Source organism: Roseomonas elaeocarpi (genome assembly GCF_042433915.1).
Classification (GTDB): Bacteria; Pseudomonadota; Alphaproteobacteria; order Acetobacterales; family Acetobacteraceae; genus Roseomonas; species Roseomonas elaeocarpi.
Genome location: NZ_JBHLUN010000037.1, coordinates 1 through 14,926 on the forward strand (window position 1 = coordinate 1; position 14,926 = coordinate 14,926).

Sequence of the window (14,926 nt, forward strand, 5' to 3'; positions counted from 1 at the left end):
GTGCAGCCGCCAGTCCAGGCCGGTGAACTCGATGGCCTTGTCGCTGGCGGTGACCCTGATCTCGCCGGCAGCGCGCCCGCCCAGGATGTTCCGCAGGATGGCAAGCGATCCTCGCGGCACGATGCCACCGCCCCAGACCTCAGCGCCGGCCGGCATGTCCATGTGGAAGGCCGCGAGGCGGTGGCCGTCGGTGGCGACGGCGTTCAGCCGCGGCGGCTCGTGCTTCGGTTCCGGCTCCAGGTAGAGGCCGTTCAGGTAGTAGCGGGTCTCCTCAGTCGAGATCGCGTGCGCCGGGCCGGTGATCAGCCGCTCCAGATCCGCGAGCTGGATGCTGAAGCGCGCCGCGTGCTCGGGCATCTCCTTGATGACGGGGAAGTCCTCCGCCGGCTGGGCGATCAGCCGCGCCTTGAGCGTGTCGGCCTTGATCAGCAGCGACCCGGCATCGGGCAACCTGAGCGTCACCTCTGTCTCGGGCGCGACGTTGTGCAGCAGCGCGGCCATGCGGCTAGACGGCACCGCCACGGGCGGCAGGACACCGGAGGCCGGCCCGGCCGCGGACGAGGTGGCCTCCAAATCTGTGCTGATGGCAGTGATCCTGCCGTCATTCACCTGCAGCAGCACGCAGCTCAGGATCGGGATGGTATTCCGCCGTGCGGTGGCGAGCTTCGCCTGGCGCACGACGCGCAGCAGGTGGCCGGCCAGGATCGTGGCGCCGGCAGGCGCTTGGGCTGCCGCGGCGCGCTTCGCCTTCGGCATGGTGCTTCCATCAGGCATGCTTCGCGGCCTCCTGGCCTTCGTTTCGATCGAGGTTCTCGATGGCGACGAGGATCACTGCGGCCGCGCGCAGCAGGTCCTGCCGCGGCGTGGTGGTGTGCTGGCGTCCGGCGAAGTTCGGGTTCGGGCTGGGGGTGCGGATCACCCGCGCCAGGTCGGCGGTGGCGACTTCCACGGCCTTGCTCAGCGACATGAACTCCGGCGCTGGCTGCATGCGAGCCACAGGGCCGCGGCGCGTGGCCAGGATCTCGCCCAGGATGCCGGCGTAAGGGTCAGCCATGGACGCCCTCCCGCACCCTCAGCTGCAGGCGGAGCAGTGCGGCCGGTGTGCGACCTCTGGTGTTGAAGCAGCGCGCGAGCCAACGGAGCCGGAACGGCACTGGGTCGCGGTGCGGCGCCAGGATCGAGGCGGCGACGCCGGTGCCCGGCATCCAGAGCAACGCTGCGTCGATCGCCTCATGGGGCGTACGGTGGCGCACCGGCGCCGGCCGCTCGCCCTTGAGGCCGAGAATGGACAGCAGGCCGTCCAGTTCCTGCTCGGCGCTGACGCCGCGGGGCCGCAGGGGCAGCGACGTGCCCCCGCCGGAGAGGGGTTCCCGAGCCTCGGTCATCAGACGAGCCCCAGCAGCAGCTTCGCCGTCCTGGCGAGCCCGACCCAGAGGGGCAGGGACACGAGCGCAGCCAGACCGATGCCCCGGGCGGAGGCGAGAGCGTCTTCGTCCATCACGCCACGCTCCCCCAGGGGCCACGGACCACGTTGCCGATCACGGCGGTGGCGGCCGGGCGAGCGGCGGGGAAGGGCAGGACGGTGCCGTGCTGCTCCATGGCTTCCACGCGGTCGCGCGCCTCGATCAGGCGGTCGCGCATGGAGCGGACGCGGGGCCAGTCCTCCGCGACGGTGGCGCGGTGAAGGCCGGCGAGGATGGCGTCGAGGTCGGCGGTGATCATCAGACGATCCCCGTGTCCAGCGTGCCGAGGCGCTCCAGCACGGCGAGGCCGCGCTGCGTCACCACCAGGTGCGGAGCCCGCACGTGCTCGGGATTGGCGCGTTCCGCCACGAAGCCGCCCTCGCGGAGCGCGGCCACCTGCCGGGACATGATCCCCTTCCAGAGGCTGCCGGCCTGCGCGAGCGAGCCCACGGTGTGCGGGCCCTGCTCCATGGCGATGTGCATCAGCACCGCCAGCTGTCGGGCGCTCATCTGCCGGTTTGCCTGCGCTGGCACGAAGGGCTTCAGCGCGAGGTGGATGATCTGCAGAGCACCGTTGTGACGCAGGTCCGCCAGCGCGTCAGGCGATGCGGCGAGGGACGGTGATGGCGGTGCAGCTGCTGCTGCGGTGGCGGAGATCATTGCGGCAGGGCTCCGTAGGTGGTGGAGCCAAGCTATGGCGTATTGCCATAGTAGTCAATGGCAAATTGCCATAGTTTGCCGGTCAGTCCGCCATGATCGAGGCGCAAAAAACCCCGCCGGCCGGAGCGGGCGGGGTGAGTAACGTTGAGAGTTCCGCGTTACCGGGGAGGCATGCGGGTCGTGATGATCTCGGGATCACTTCGCTCAAGCATGATCACACCCAGCCATCCAACGACGAGCACCGCCACCGGAGCGGCCAAAAACAGGATGTAGGTTGCGCTCATAGCCTGAGACCTCCCAGCGCTCGCCTGGCAAGCAGATGCAAACCTAGGGACACCGCCAACCAGATTGCAAGGCCAGGTACTAGTTCGGCCCCGTCCACCTGGCCCCGGAAATTACCGATGTTGTAAAGCAGCCCAGCCGCTGGAGTTGCCAGCCCAACTGTGAGACAGGCCGTCGACGCTCGGTCGAGCCAACCAGCGAAGAGCTTGATCCTCTCGTTATAGACTGCTGTTGAGACCGCGTAGGAGGATGGCACTGCCTTCCAAGGCGCTGAGCGGGCTGATCGCAGCCAAAGGAAGAAGAAAGGGAGAGTGTTCGACAGAACTGCCCCCAGCAGGTAGTTCAGAAAGATGGTTAGATAGCCTGCACCCTGGTGATACGCCCACGCCATCATGAGAGCCAAACCAATCGGGAAGCCGATTAGCTGTATCTTAATTTGTCGAAAGATTAGTTCTCTTGTGAGCTTCACACCCTTTTGGGCGAGAACCTTAGCTGCGATGTAGCCTCCGCCGACAAATACTGCGAGCGTAATGGCGTAGACGGTTGCCCACTGATTAACGGTCACCCGGCACGATCTCCCCTGTCATAACCACCAGCGGCACATCCGGCCCATACACCCCTGCCTCCCGCGCCAAGCCGCGCGCAAAGGCGATCAGGATCTTCTGGTTTTCGGCGTCGAGCGCTTCCCAGATCCGCGCCAGCTCGTCGCGGTGCTGGGGGCCAGGCTTCCGGCCGGGGACGCGTTCGGTCACGACACCGTTCCTACAACCTGACAGCCACGACACGTTTGGGGCTGGTGTTCTCCTTTAGTTCTCGTCTAGCGTGAGTACGCAACCTAGGAGAGAACATGAGCCCCCCGCTCTTCTTCACGCATTTTCGGGAGCCCGGGCCTTTGCCTTGGAGGGGCGGCCCGGCGCCATCGGAACCTCAACCTCAGGTGCTTCAGGGTCCACGAGGCGGGGGAAGCGAGCCACAAGGCGAAGCTCCAGATCGCGCCTCATCGGGCCGCCGATCTTTCCTCGGTAGATAAACTCCAGGCTGCAGCCGAACAGATCGGCGAAGGTGGCCATGTGGTACGGAGGCGGAAGCCTGGTACCTGCGAACCATTTATTCACCGTGCTCTGATCGACTGAGAGGGCCTCTGCGACCCTCGTCTGATTAATCTCCACAATGGCTGCCACCATGTTCAGGTGGCGGCCAGCCGCGACCATCATGGCGCTAGCTGCGCCTGGTGAGGCATCGCCGTCTCGTTCCTCGGACGGGTTGGAAGGGCGCTTCGGCATAGGCCAAAGCGGTAGCGGAGAACGCGCCATCTTGCTTATGGCGTATTGCCCTTGCGATCTATGGCGCATTGCCATACTTTCTCGCCATGGACGCTGCTTCGATCATCAAGGCTTGCGGGGGCGATGGAGCTCTGGCCAAGGGCACAGGCTCCGCTTTGAACACCGTGGCGTACTGGCGGCGCCGGGAGAGCATCCCCGCTGAGCATTGGGCGGCGATCGTCACCCTGTCAGGTGGTGAGGTCACGCTGGCGCAGCTGGCTGCTCTCCGGGCGCAGCGCGTCGTCCGTCGGCGTGCCGCCCCCGTAGCTTTGGTGTCCGCGTGATCCCGCGGCCCTCTTCTTACGACGAGGGGGAGGCGCGCCAACGCCGCCCCCTCGTCTCTGTGTCTCCCGTGTCTGGTCGCTCTCTCCATGAGCCTGACCATCACACCGGAGACGCACACCGTGTTGAGTGTTTCGCACAAGGGCTTGTGCATGTCGCACGCTGAGATCGCCACAGGGTGGGTGCGCGAGGGCTTCGCCCGTGAGCGCGCCACCACCGGGAGCGTGAAGGCGGCAGCATCCGCCATCGCCCGCCAGTTCGGGATCAGCCCGCGTCGGGCGCTGTCCTACTGGTGGGGCAACGTCAGCCACGTCACGGCCGACGAGTTCCAGCAGCTGGAGCACGCCTACGCGCGCCGCCTGCAGCAGGACCGAGCCCGCGCCGCCCAGGAGGTGGCAGCGCTCGATGCTCTGCTGGCTCGCATCGAAGGAGCCCAGAATGGGCAGTGACTTCTTCGCCTTTCTCCGCCGCTGGCTGATCGGCTCGCCAGCCGATGAGCTGCTCTACCGCCATGCCGAGCTGAACTCGCTGACCGAGAAGGCGAAGCGGATCCGTGACCGCATCGCGAAGACCGAGCGTCGCATCGCTCAGCTGACAGGGCACGGCGTCTGATGCTCCGTCCGCGCGACCTGACCCCTGACGAGATGCGGCGCATCGACTGCTGGAACGAGGGTAACACCGCGCCAGAGGTGGCGAAGCTGCTCGGTACCACCGAGAGCCTGGTCTACGTGGCGCTTGCCCGCGCCAGGCTCGCTGGCGTTCGCCTGCAGCAGCGGAAAGAGGTGGAGGCGCGGACATCTCTGCCTCGCCTGAGCCCGGCCGAGGTCGATGCCCGCATGGACATCCTCCGCCTGCAGACCAACCGCCCGGCATCGCCGCGGGCCCGGCAGCCCTGGGTCTCGATCTTCGACCGGGTGCCCGACCCGCTGGAGCAGTACCGCCGCGGCGAGCCGGCCATGCCTGAGATGGCGCAGAGGTTCCGGTGAGCGACCTGCTGCCACGCCCCTCCGAGCGCGAGATCCAGCGGCAGTTGCTGGACTGGATGGCGCTGGCGCTGCCCTACGGGAGCGTCGTGCACCATGCCGCCAACGAGGCCGCCGGCGATCCGGCGCGGAGCAAGCGGGCGCGGGCAGCCTATTACGCCAATCGCCGGGCTGACGGCGTGCTCGACGGCTTCCCGGACCTCATCGTGATCGTGCCGCCCGGCAAGACGGTTCTGCTTGAGGTGAAGAAGCACAACGGCCGCGTCTCGCCCGAGCAGGTGCTGCTCCATCAGACCATCAATGGGGCCGGCGTGCCGGTGGCGGTGGTGCGCAGTGTCGAGGAAGCGAGTGCTGTGCTCGCGGCGCAGGGCATCCCCCTGCGGCAGGTGCGCCTGTGAGCGACGAGCCCGAGATGCTGGCGATCAGCGACGCGCAGTTCCGCCGCGAGCTGTCGCAACAATGCGACGCTGAGGGCGGCCAGACCGCCTGGGCACGCAAGCGCGGCATCGCCCGGTCACAGGTCTCCGACACCCTGCGCGGTCAACGCGAGGTGAGCGAGGCCATCATCATCGGCCTGGGCTACCAGCCCGTGCGCCGGTTCATCCGCCTGAAGGGAGCCGCGCGTGGCTGATCTTGGTGCGGCACTTCCCGCCGCGGTCACCATCCACGACCTCATACTGGACCTCGCCGCACAGGAGGTGTGGCGCGCCGTGGTTGGCTCGCCGGCCTACGAGGTCAGCTCGTTGGGAAACATCAGGCGCTTCGGGAGTGAGCAGAACCTCAAGCTCATCTGGGTGAGGAGTTATGCAGCCGTCGACCTGAGCGAGCACGGCATGACCTCGCGCAAGAGGGTGCATCGTCTCGTGGCGGCCGCCTTCCTTGGGCCGGCGCCGTTCGTGGACGCCCTCATTGCTCACAACGACGGTTCCACCAGCAACAACCGGGTCGACAACCTGCGCTGGGCGAGTGCCGTCGAGAACCAGCGGGATCGAGATAGGCACGGAACCTACGTCCGAGGCAGCCAGGTCTTCGGGGCGAAGCTCCGCGAGGATCAGATCCCATTCATCCGGCAGGCCATCGCTCGCGGCGAGCCCTACCCCGACATCGCCGAACGCTTCGGCGTGTCGGTCAGCACCATCAGCCTGATTAAGCGCGAACGCATCTGGAGCCACGTGGCATGACGCTCCCCGCACCCCTTACACCCGCAGATTGCGATCTGCGCGGCTACGACTTCATGCCCCTGTTCGGGCATCGCCTATTCGGCAGCGTGTTCGATGCGCGCGCCACCGACGCGGAGTTCCGTGCGGCCGTGCGGCTTTGGTGGCAGGCGTGGCAGCAGTGCCCCGCCGGGAGCCTGCCGAATGACGACGGCGCGCTGGCAAAGCTCGCGGACTTCGGCCGGGACGTGAAGGGCTGGCTGAAGGTCAAAGGCAATGCCCTGCACGGCTTCGTCCTGTGCAGCGATGGCCGTTTGTACCATCATCTGCTGTGCGAGCAGGCCCTGGAAGCCTACGAGCGCCGCGGCTCAGAGCGGGATCGCAAGGCCAAGTGGCGCGCCGCCAAGGCAGCAAAGGCGGCACAGGCGCAACGGGACAACGAGGGGACAGGGCAGGAACGTCCCGAGGATGTCCCCGTCTTGTCCCGCGGGACAACTACGGGACGTCCCGCGGATGTCCCCGCTGACAGAACAGAACAGGACAGAACAGAAGAAAAAGAACCTTCGCTTCGCTCAGGGCACGCCGGTGGCGCGCCGCTGTCGGTGGAGGAGGCTGCGCCACCGCACGTCGATGCGAGGGCTTACCTCTGGCGTGAGGGCAGGGCGGCATTCTCGCGCCTGACCGGCAAGCCGGAGAAGCAGGCGGGGCGCATGCTGGGCCGCTGGCTGCAGCAGGCCGGCGACGACTGCACCGTGGTCACCCAGGTGCTGGCCGACGCTGAGGGGCATCGGCCGGTCGATCCCATCGCCTGGATCGAGGCCGCCATCGCCCACCGCATGGGTCGACGGCCAGGCGCTCAGCCCGAGTTCCGAAACGGCTTCCTGCAGAACCTGGCCGACCAGCGCGGCGAGGCTCCTGAGCCGGAGAACCCGCTGTTGAGCAACCGCTTCCTGCCTGGATCGGAGCGCCGCCGTGCCCGCTGACATCGCCACCGTCCGTGAATGGCTGAACCTGCTGGGCGGCCTGTGCGCCGGCAACCTGGCGGCCAAGGAAGCCCAGGCGAAGGTCGCCCTCTACGCGCCCATGCTGGCGGCGGAGTTCTCCGAGGAAGCTTTCACCCCGGACAGCCTCGCAGCGGTGGCGGGCGCCTGCGAATTCTTCCCGGCCTACGGCAAGATCGTGGGCGAGCTGCGCGGCTGGTGGCGCGCCCAGGCGCCGTCCGTTCCCGCGCTGCCCGCTCCGGTGATCCCGGCCGCGCTGACTGAGGCAGAAGAGGATGCGCTGGATCGAGCGTGGTGGGGCGGTCGCCTTTCCGAGATCGCCGCCATCGCTGATCCGACGACGCGGTGGCGCACGGCCGAGGAGACGCGGCTGACCCTGACCCGGCGGGGCGCCTACCCGCGCCCCTGGGCGGTGGCGGAGGCCGAGAGCATCGCTGCCGGGGCGAAGGCAGCCGGTGCGGATACCAACGTCGTGCAGCTGCGGACGCCGCGCGCTGTGTCGGAGGTGCCCAACCTCCACATGCGCCGCGCCGATCCGCCGCGTGCCAAGGTGACGCCTCAGCAGGATGCGCCGACACGCCGCCCGGTGGCGGTGGAGCCTGATGCCCAGGTGCTGGCCTTCCGGGCGCGCAGCCCGGTGGTGCAGCGCGCTCTGGCAGAGCGGAGTGCCGGGGCATGAACTGGCCTACGGTGGCCCTCATCCTCGGGCTGACGCTGGCAATCCTCTGCGTCGGCGCCATGCGGATGATTGCCCGCCTCTGGCGGGGCCTCGATGCGCGCATGGCGGCCGCGGTGGCGCGCCACGATGAGCACCACGAGGAGGCCCGGCGCAGCATCCGACGCGGCGCGCGCCTCAGCGATCACCGGTTCCGGCTGTGAGCTACTTCTGCTCCCTCAGCCGTCGCCGGTACTCCTCCACGATTTCCGGCACCACCTCGGCCGCAGGACGCGCGGCAGCGAAGTCGGCGGCGCTCATTTCCGGGTTGTCCGGGTCGGCGTCGATGCCCGCCTGTATCTGCGCCTCCTCCTCCGGGGTTTTGCGCTCGATGGGCGAACGAGTGTGGCGGTCAGCCTTCGGCATCGGGTGCCAGCTGATCGAGCGGCACGCCCAGCGCATCCGCAAGCTTCACCACCTCGATCGGCAGGAATTCGGCCAGCACGGCTTCACGGCCCTCGCGCGCCACGCAGGCATCGTGCTGGCGCACGGTGGCGAGGTCCGCCGCGTCCTCGGCGGTTGTTGGGTCCATGGCTTTCGGCTTCATGCTGCACAGAGGGGTTGCGGGCTGTGCCAATAGAGCACCTGCGGCGGGTTGAGCGCGAGCCCGACGTGATCGACCTGAAGCGCGGCGATCGGTTGGAGGCGAAGGCCGGGAACCTGGTGCGTGAACTGGTGCACTACGACCGCGTGTTAACCAGCCGGGAAGCGATGGCGCGCGCGGTGGCGGTGGGCACTGACGCGCACACCCCGGACCGGCCGCAGGATCGCGAGTTCGCTGCGGACCCAGACGACCCGAACCGCACCATCCGGCGCCACCGGCGGCATGACCCCGTGCGGCGGCTGTATGACGCAGGCACGCTGAGCGCCGCGCACTGGGTCGCGGCCGAAAAGTTCCGGGACCTGCATGCCCTGGCCGAGGGTGCCCGTGAGGACCGCGGGCCAGGAGCGCTGGCGCCGTGGCAGAAGGGGCACCTGTCGCAGACGCAGCTGGACGCGATGACGGCGCGCACCGAGGCGGTTCGGGCCGTCGGCTTGAGGCTGAGCGCTGTGTTTATGGCGGCGGTGATCCAGCAGGAGCGGCTGACGCAGATCGAGAAGGACCTGCACATCCGCAACGGCGGGGCCTCGCAGCTGCTGTGGGAGGCGCTGGAATTGCTGGCCGATCACTGGTCGAAGGAGAGGCCTTGACCTCGGGGAATAAATCGGGGCACAAGACGTCATCCTTTCTAGTTGCGCCCAGAGCCTTGCGGCCCTGGGCGTTTCGCGTCCCAGCTACTTCGCGTTGTGGTCTGCCCAGACAGCTAGGCGCCACTGTATCCTGCCCTGGGCGGCGGAGTGGCTGTGATGTGTCTGCGGCGGCAGAGTGTGTCCCTCCGCAATCCCGATCTCCCTCCCGCATCCATTGCAGCGATAGATGCCTGCGAATGGGGCTGCGATGCCCGGCGAGTGGAGGTCGTCGTATGCCGATGCCTCACTTTTCTCCAGGAAGCTTGCGTACTTATAACCGGCCAACTAGCGCTCCTCTTTACGGTGGCGGAGCGTTTAGTTTGCGCAACGGATGGTTGTGACGGAAGGGGATCGAAGCATGAAATTGCGCGATCCTTTCTACGTCTCCCCTGAGTGGCTTGCCCTGCGGAAGCAGGCTCTGCAGCGTGACCGCAACACCTGCGTGGTCCCGGGCTGTGGGCAGCGCGCTGTGGTGGTGGACCACATCGTGTCGCGGCGCCGGGGCGGGGCGGACAGCCTGACCAACCTGCGCAGCCTGTGCCGGACCCACGACAACCAGGTGAAGGAGCAGCCGGGCGGTACCCGGAAGGGCGGCGGGCAGATGCGGGTGCAGGGATGCGATCCCTCCGGCCGGCCCCTCGACCCCGATCACCCCTGGAACCGAGGGCGGAAGGCGACCGCCTGAGGCTCGGTCGCGAGCCATGCGTCTATCGCATCAAGCTTGGTGAAATCCTCCCGTAGCCATGCGTCTGACGCAGATGACGGCGCCGGGGGAGGGGGAGGTCCGATCTTTGGGGCCGATGGGGGCCTGGACCGACACGGGGTTGCCTTTTCGCAGGGACCAAAAACCGACCGGGGGGTTTCGGCCTGGGCCCGGTTTGGCGCGGAAATCCGCGCATGAGAGGCCGAAATGGGTGACGTGATCGTCGGCCCCGGCGCTGATGTGGATGAGCCCGACTGGGAACTGCTGATCCCCGAGCGTGAGGACGGGCTGGAAGAGAAGCTGCGCGGGATGGCGCACCGCGAATGGGTGCGCGTGACCGCCGAGCTGCGGGATGTGCAGACCCTGGCTGCGGTGAACCGCCACGGCGTGCAGCGCCTGGTGCTGGCCTACCTGCGATACGACGTCGCGGCGGCCAACGTGATGAAGTTCGGCGCCGTCGTGGCCGCCAAGCGGACGAAGGTGCCGCAGCTCAACATCTGGCAGGTGGAGATGCGCGCGGCGGACGCCGACGCCACCAGCGCCGAGATGGAGCTGTGCCTGACGCCGCGGCGCCGCGCAGCCGCCGGCAAGGTGCAGAGGAAGGCGAAACGTGCCACGGCAGCGGACAGCTACCTCGGCAAGCGCGCCGCCACCTGACCCGACCACCGCCTGGGCGCAGGATGTCGTCTCCGGCAAGATCGTCTCCGGGGAGCTGGTGCGGTTCGCAGCGGAGCGACACCTGCGCGACCTGCGAGACGGGCCATCCCGCGGGCTGGTGTGGCGGCCGGACCTGGCGGACCGTGCCATTGGGTTCTTCCCGGCGGTGTTCACCATCACGGCGGGCGCCAAGGCTGGCCAGCCCTTCGACCTGCTGCCCTGGCACCTGTTCACGGTGGGCAGCCTCTTCGGATGGCGCCGCACGGACGGGCTGAGGCGGTACCGCACCGCCTGGCTGGAGACTGGCAAGGGGCAGGCGAAGTCGCCGCTGATGGCCGGCGTCGGCATCCTGATGATGGGCTACAGCCAGATCGAGCGCTCCGAGGTCTACGCCATCGCCGGCAGCAAGGACCAGGCGAACGTCCTGTTCAAGGACGCGGTGGCGATGTGCCGCGGGCAGATCCCGGGCGAGGAGCCGGGCGACACGCTGGAAGCGCGCGGCGAGGTGGTGATCCGCGGCACCGGCGACATGGCCTGGAAGATCGAGCACCAGGAGAGCCAGTCGAAGTTCCAGGCGCTGGCCGACGGCGACAGTGTGTCGGGCCCGCGCCCCTCGGCGGTGCTGGGCGACGAGATCCACGAGTTCAAGTCGGCCGAGGCGATCGAGCTCTGGTCGGCGGCGATCACCAAGATGCCGGGCGATCCGCTGATGATGCTGGGAACCAACACCCCGGCGGCGGACCAGCTGGTCGGCACCGAGTATTCCGAGCTCTACCAGAACGTCGTGAAGGGGCACTTCAAGGACGACACGTCCTTCGTGTTCATCGCCCGCACCGATCCCAGTGACGATCCCTTCGAGGACGAAAGCTGCTGGGTGAAGTCGCTGCCGGCGCTGGGCATCACCTATCCGATCGACAACGTGCGCAACGAGGTGGCGAAGGCGAGGGGGCTGGCGTCCAAGGCCCTTTCGGTGAAGCGCCTGTTCTTCGGGGTGCCGGTCGGCTCGTCGGAATACTGGATCGACGAGGACCTGTGGGACAGCACGCTGGGCGAGGTGGACGAGGACGAGTTGCGGGGCATGCCCTGCTGGCTCGGCCTGGACCCGTCGCAGCGCAATGACCTGACCGCGCTGGCCAAGGTCTGGCGCGGAGCCACGGGGCACCTATACGCGCGCATCTCCTACTGGAAGCCGCGCGAAGGGATGGCGGACGCCGAGGCAAAGGACAAGGCGCCGTACCTGCAGTGGTCCGAGGAGAAGCTGCTGAACGCGGTGCCCGGGCGCACCATCGGCATGAGCTTCGTGGTGGCCGAGGTTGAGCGGACAGTGGCGGAGCAGCGGGTGGAGGCGATGGCCTTCGACCTGGCGCACTTCCAGACCTTCCGCGACGCGGCGTCCGAGGCGGGCTTCGCCACCTGGGAGTTCCAGGGCCCGAAGGAGCCGGAGGGCTCGGGCCTGAAGATGATCCGCCATGCGCAGGGGCAGCGCGGCCTGCACAGCGAGAAGCAGCTGTGGATGCCGCGCTCCGTGCAGGCGCTGGAGGATCTGATCCTCGCGAAGGGGATCACGATCCACGACAGCGCGGTGACGCGCTGGTGTTCGGGCAACGCCACGCTGGTCCTCGACGGCCAGGGCAACCGGTTCTTCGACAAGAAGCGGTCTCGCGGTCGCATCGACGGGATGGTGGCGCTGGCAATGGCAGTCGGGGCGGCTTCGTCCGTGGCGCCGGCGCCTGCCAAGTCCTTCTGGCAGGCATAGCGGCGGGAGGCCGGACGCATGAGTTTCTGGTCGCGCCTGATCGGCCGCGAAGAGCGGTCGGCTGCGCCGCGCTACGGGTCGCTGGAGTTGTTCCGCGACCTGCTTACGGGCGGCAGGGTATCGAAGAGCGGCGTGACGGTCAGCGCGGACCAGTCGCTCTACGTGACGGCGGTGCTGGCCGGCTGCCGGGTGATCGCGGAGGACACCTCCGGCCTGCCTCTGAAGCTGATCCAGCAGCAGGGTAAGAAGCGGAGCTACCTGACCGAAGACCCGGTGCAGCAGGTGCTGGACTGGCCCAATGACTGGCAGAGCGGGCCGGAGCTACGCGAGCAGCTGACCCTGCACGCGGTGCTGTGCGGCAACGGCTATGCCTGGAAGAACGTGGTCCGCGGCGAGGTCCGCGAGTTGCTGCCGCTCCTGCCGCAGTGGGTGGTCACCACCCAGGACAAGGACTGGGGCGTCATCCACAAGGTGACGCTGCCCGACGGCACCAGCTTCGGGCTGAAGGCGTCCGAGGTGCTGCACCTGCGCGGGCCGAGCTGGTCGGGCTTCGCCGGGCTGGAAATCTTCCGCCTGGCGCGCGAGGCGATCGGCCTGGCGGTGGCGACCGAGACGGCGCACGCGAAGCTGCACAGCAACGGGCTGCACACCTCCGGTCTCTACTCGGTGGAAGGCGCGCTGGGGAAGCCGGACTACGACCTGCTGCGGGCGCACATCGAGGCGAATTTCATCGGCGAGGACAACCTGTTCCGGCCGCTGATCCTGGACCGGAACGCGAAGTTCACGCCTATCAGCATGACGGGCGTGGACGCCCAGCACCTCGAGACCCGCAAGAACCAGATCGAGGAGATCGCGCGGGCGCTGCGGGTTTTCCCGCAGATGATCGGGCACTCCGACAAGACCTCGACCTTCGCCTCCGCCGAGGCTTTCTTCCTGGCGCACGTGAAGTACAGCCTGCTGCCGTGGTGCCTGCGCTGGGAGCGCACGGTGCAGCGCGACCTGATCGGCAAGAGCCGGTCGGGCGTCTTCGTGAAGCACAACGTCGCCGCGCTGGAGCGGGCCGACATCAAGACCCGGTACGCCGCCTACGGGCAGGCGATCAAGGACGGGTGGCTGGTGCGCAACGAGGCGCGCGGCTGGGAGGACCTGGACGAGATCGAGGGTCTGAGCGAGCCGCTGCAGCCGCTGAACATGGCGACACCCGGCCAGGCCGAGGACGACGGCCAGCAGGATGCTGGAGGCCAGCCGACGAAGGGCCGCCGCCCTTTCGCAGATGACCTGCGGAGCTTCGACCCATCGAAGCACCCGCGCGACGAGAACGGGAAGTTCAAAGGCCGTGGCGCTGGGCGCCGCCGAGTGCGCCGGATGGCGCAACGCTCGATTGCTGACGGAAAGCACCAGGACACTCTGGACCTGGGCGGCATCGCTCGGCCCGAGTTCAACGGGGCGGCAGGGCAAGACGTCCAGGGCTGGCGTATGGGCCTGATGTCGGATCAGGTCCGGCACATCCACAAAGAGCACGGCTCCGCCCGGACTGAAATGCCGCGCGGGCAACTCCCGATCGGGCCTGACGACTTCACCCGTGTGCGCGCCTTGGTTCATGGCGGCGGAGCCGTCGCGCCTGGGGGTCTGACGAGGGTGCAGAAAATCCCGACGGTGGTCGTGAAGGGCGCGGTGGGAAATGCGCGCTACGAGCTGACCCTAACGGTGAACAAGCGTCATCGGGCGCTGAGGGTTCACACCCTCATCAAGCGGCCGAAGTGATGGATGAAACGCACGGCCTGCCGAGCTTCCTGCCCGCCGCCGTAGCGGCGTCCGGAAGCTAACGTCCGAAAGCGACCGCAGGTCCGTGCGGGAAAGAATTTAGGGCTCTGCTGGGCTCGAAGCAAGGAGAATGCGATGCGCTGGGGAGCTGCGCGCCGGCCTGCCGGCGCCTGTCTGGAGGTCCGCGACGGCTACTCGTCGCGCAAGACCCTCGACTTCGGTCTGGAGATCAAGGAGGTCGCGCCAGACGGCACCTTCGCGGGCTACGGCTCGGTGTTCGGGGTGCTGGACACCTATTCCGACCGGGTGGCGCCGGGCGCCTTCAAGTCCACGCTGGCAGATCACCGCGCGGCCGGCACCATGCCGGCGCTGCTGTGGCAGCACGACCAGCGGCAGCCGATCGGCGTCTACACCGCCATGCGCGAGGATGAGCGCGGCCTGTACGTCGAAGGCAAGCTGGCCCTGAAGACCCGCCAGGGCGCTGAGGCGCACGAGCTGCTGCAGATGAAGGCCATCTCCGGCCTGTCCATCGGCTTCATCACCGTGAAGAGCGAGCGCGACGAGCGCAGTGGCGTGCGCACGGTCAAGCAGGCGGACCTGTGGGAGGTCAGTCTGGTCACCTTCCCGGCAAACGGCTCCGCCCGCGTGGACAACGTCCGCGCCGCCGACCGCGTCCGTACCATTCGAGACTTCGAGGGCTTCCTTCGGGATGAAGGCGGTTTCTCGCATGCCCAGGCCCGCGCGATCGCGGGCGGGGGCTTCAAGGCTGCATCGGACCCTCGGGATGAGGACGGCAGCGCATCGGACCTGATGCAGAGCCTGCGGGCGCTGGATCGGTCCCTTTCGTCCACCTGATCACACACCCGAGGGGTCCTATGACCATCGAGACCATGAACCGCCACCAGCGCCGCGCTGCGGCGACCCTGGAGCGCCGTGACGGCGAGCCCGGCT

27 protein-coding genes are annotated in these 14,926 nt (G+C 68.0%); 16 read left to right on the forward strand and 11 right to left on the reverse strand.

Annotation, left to right across the window (positions count from 1 at the left end):
• From ACFFGY_RS22605 to ACFFGY_RS22645, 9 genes are all read right to left on the reverse strand, one after another.
• Positions 1 to 774 (reverse strand): DNA polymerase III subunit beta family protein (locus ACFFGY_RS22605; RefSeq protein WP_456316186.1); only part of this gene is annotated, 774 nt, incomplete at its 3' end.
• Positions 767 to 1,054, reverse strand: a complete 288-nt coding sequence (locus ACFFGY_RS22610) for a hypothetical protein (protein WP_377046804.1) — start codon at positions 1,052 to 1,054, stop codon at positions 767 to 769. The genes ACFFGY_RS22610 and ACFFGY_RS22605, both read right to left, overlap by 8 nt.
• Complete coding sequence (locus ACFFGY_RS22615; protein WP_377046805.1) at positions 1,047 to 1,385, reverse strand: hypothetical protein; 339 nt, start codon at positions 1,383 to 1,385, stop codon at positions 1,047 to 1,049. Before ACFFGY_RS22615 ends, ACFFGY_RS22610 begins: the two co-directional genes overlap by 8 nt.
• Positions 1,386 to 1,497: 112 nt before the next feature.
• Positions 1,498 to 1,722, reverse strand: a complete 225-nt coding sequence (locus ACFFGY_RS22620; protein ID WP_377046806.1) for a hypothetical protein — start codon at positions 1,720 to 1,722, stop codon at positions 1,498 to 1,500.
• Entirely contained in the window at positions 1,722 to 2,123 is a 402-nt protein-coding gene (locus ACFFGY_RS22625; protein WP_377043682.1) for a MarR family transcriptional regulator, read from the reverse strand. The genes ACFFGY_RS22620 and ACFFGY_RS22625 overlap by 1 nt, the downstream gene beginning before the upstream one ends.
• Positions 2,124 to 2,281: 158 nt before the next feature.
• Positions 2,282 to 2,407, reverse strand: a complete 126-nt coding sequence (locus ACFFGY_RS22630; protein WP_377046807.1) for a hypothetical protein — start codon at positions 2,405 to 2,407, stop codon at positions 2,282 to 2,284.
• Positions 2,404 to 2,970, reverse strand: coding sequence for a hypothetical protein (locus tag ACFFGY_RS22635; RefSeq protein ID WP_377046808.1), 567 nt, complete (start codon positions 2,968 to 2,970; stop codon positions 2,404 to 2,406). Before ACFFGY_RS22635 ends, ACFFGY_RS22630 begins: the two co-directional genes overlap by 4 nt.
• Entirely contained in the window at positions 2,960 to 3,157 is a 198-nt protein-coding gene (locus ACFFGY_RS22640) for a hypothetical protein (protein ID WP_377046809.1), read from the reverse strand. Before ACFFGY_RS22640 ends, ACFFGY_RS22635 begins: the two co-directional genes overlap by 11 nt.
• A 114-nt stretch (positions 3,158 to 3,271) precedes the next feature.
• Positions 3,272 to 3,619, reverse strand: a complete 348-nt coding sequence (locus ACFFGY_RS22645) for a helix-turn-helix domain-containing protein (RefSeq protein WP_377046810.1) — start codon at positions 3,617 to 3,619, stop codon at positions 3,272 to 3,274.
• A gap of 155 nt (positions 3,620 to 3,774) precedes the next feature.
• Here ACFFGY_RS22645 and ACFFGY_RS22650 point away from each other — a divergent pair, with 155 nt between their 5' ends.
• From ACFFGY_RS22650 to ACFFGY_RS22695, 10 genes are all read left to right on the forward strand, one after another.
• A complete protein-coding gene (locus ACFFGY_RS22650; RefSeq protein ID WP_377046811.1) occupies positions 3,775 to 4,011 on the forward strand; it encodes a carph-isopro domain-containing protein in 237 nt (78 codons plus the stop codon).
• Between the two features lie 150 nt (positions 4,012 to 4,161).
• Positions 4,162 to 4,458, forward strand: coding sequence for a hypothetical protein (locus ACFFGY_RS22655; RefSeq protein WP_377046812.1), 297 nt, complete (start codon positions 4,162 to 4,164; stop codon positions 4,456 to 4,458).
• Entirely contained in the window at positions 4,448 to 4,621 is a 174-nt protein-coding gene (locus ACFFGY_RS22660) for a hypothetical protein (RefSeq protein ID WP_377043677.1), read from the forward strand. The genes ACFFGY_RS22655 and ACFFGY_RS22660 overlap by 11 nt, the downstream gene beginning before the upstream one ends.
• Positions 4,621 to 4,995, forward strand: a complete 375-nt coding sequence (locus tag ACFFGY_RS22665) for a hypothetical protein (RefSeq protein WP_377046813.1) — start codon at positions 4,621 to 4,623, stop codon at positions 4,993 to 4,995. The genes ACFFGY_RS22660 and ACFFGY_RS22665 overlap by 1 nt, the downstream gene beginning before the upstream one ends.
• Positions 4,992 to 5,390, forward strand: a complete 399-nt coding sequence (locus ACFFGY_RS22670; protein ID WP_377046814.1) for a VRR-NUC domain-containing protein — start codon at positions 4,992 to 4,994, stop codon at positions 5,388 to 5,390. Before ACFFGY_RS22665 ends, ACFFGY_RS22670 begins: the two co-directional genes overlap by 4 nt.
• Positions 5,387 to 5,623, forward strand: coding sequence for a helix-turn-helix domain-containing protein (locus tag ACFFGY_RS22675; protein ID WP_377046815.1), 237 nt, complete (start codon positions 5,387 to 5,389; stop codon positions 5,621 to 5,623). The genes ACFFGY_RS22670 and ACFFGY_RS22675 overlap by 4 nt, the downstream gene beginning before the upstream one ends.
• A complete protein-coding gene (locus ACFFGY_RS22680) occupies positions 5,616 to 6,173 on the forward strand; it encodes an HNH endonuclease (RefSeq protein ID WP_377046816.1) in 558 nt (185 codons plus the stop codon). The genes ACFFGY_RS22675 and ACFFGY_RS22680 overlap by 8 nt, the downstream gene beginning before the upstream one ends.
• Complete coding sequence (locus tag ACFFGY_RS22685) at positions 6,170 to 7,132, forward strand: hypothetical protein (protein WP_377046817.1); 963 nt, start codon at positions 6,170 to 6,172, stop codon at positions 7,130 to 7,132. Before ACFFGY_RS22680 ends, ACFFGY_RS22685 begins: the two co-directional genes overlap by 4 nt.
• Entirely contained in the window at positions 7,122 to 7,829 is a 708-nt protein-coding gene (locus ACFFGY_RS22690) for a hypothetical protein (protein WP_377046818.1), read from the forward strand. The genes ACFFGY_RS22685 and ACFFGY_RS22690 overlap by 11 nt, the downstream gene beginning before the upstream one ends.
• Entirely contained in the window at positions 7,826 to 8,029 is a 204-nt protein-coding gene (locus ACFFGY_RS22695) for a hypothetical protein (protein ID WP_377046819.1), read from the forward strand. Before ACFFGY_RS22690 ends, ACFFGY_RS22695 begins: the two co-directional genes overlap by 4 nt.
• Before the next feature lies 1 nt (position 8,030).
• On the opposite strand, the gene ACFFGY_RS22700 is transcribed toward ACFFGY_RS22695, so the two are convergent.
• Complete coding sequence (locus ACFFGY_RS22700) at positions 8,031 to 8,231, reverse strand: hypothetical protein (RefSeq protein ID WP_377046820.1); 201 nt, start codon at positions 8,229 to 8,231, stop codon at positions 8,031 to 8,033.
• Complete coding sequence (locus tag ACFFGY_RS22705; protein ID WP_377046821.1) at positions 8,218 to 8,397, reverse strand: hypothetical protein; 180 nt, start codon at positions 8,395 to 8,397, stop codon at positions 8,218 to 8,220. Before ACFFGY_RS22705 ends, ACFFGY_RS22700 begins: the two co-directional genes overlap by 14 nt.
• 80 nt (positions 8,398 to 8,477) lie before the next feature.
• On the opposite strand from ACFFGY_RS22705, the gene ACFFGY_RS22710 reads away from it, so the two are divergent.
• From ACFFGY_RS22710 to ACFFGY_RS22735, 6 genes are all read left to right on the forward strand, one after another.
• Positions 8,478 to 9,056: a DUF6456 domain-containing protein gene (locus tag ACFFGY_RS22710; RefSeq protein WP_377046822.1), complete on the forward strand. Its 579-nt coding sequence runs from the start codon at positions 8,478 to 8,480 to the stop codon at positions 9,054 to 9,056.
• A gap of 397 nt (positions 9,057 to 9,453) precedes the next feature.
• Positions 9,454 to 9,780: an HNH endonuclease gene (locus ACFFGY_RS22715; protein WP_377046823.1), complete on the forward strand. Its 327-nt coding sequence runs from the start codon at positions 9,454 to 9,456 to the stop codon at positions 9,778 to 9,780.
• 225 nt (positions 9,781 to 10,005) lie between these two features.
• Complete coding sequence (locus ACFFGY_RS22720; protein WP_377046824.1) at positions 10,006 to 10,455, forward strand: P27 family phage terminase small subunit; 450 nt, start codon at positions 10,006 to 10,008, stop codon at positions 10,453 to 10,455.
• 58 nt (positions 10,456 to 10,513) lie between these two features.
• Entirely contained in the window at positions 10,514 to 12,211 is a 1,698-nt protein-coding gene (locus ACFFGY_RS22725) for a terminase large subunit (RefSeq protein ID WP_377046825.1), read from the forward strand.
• An 18-nt stretch (positions 12,212 to 12,229) separates the two neighbouring features.
• Positions 12,230 to 13,975, forward strand: coding sequence for a phage portal protein (locus tag ACFFGY_RS22730; RefSeq protein ID WP_377046826.1), 1,746 nt, complete (start codon positions 12,230 to 12,232; stop codon positions 13,973 to 13,975).
• Between the two features lie 135 nt (positions 13,976 to 14,110).
• Positions 14,111 to 14,830, forward strand: a complete 720-nt coding sequence (locus tag ACFFGY_RS22735; RefSeq protein ID WP_377046827.1) for an HK97 family phage prohead protease — start codon at positions 14,111 to 14,113, stop codon at positions 14,828 to 14,830.
• The last annotated feature ends 96 nt before the right edge of the window (positions 14,831 to 14,926 follow it).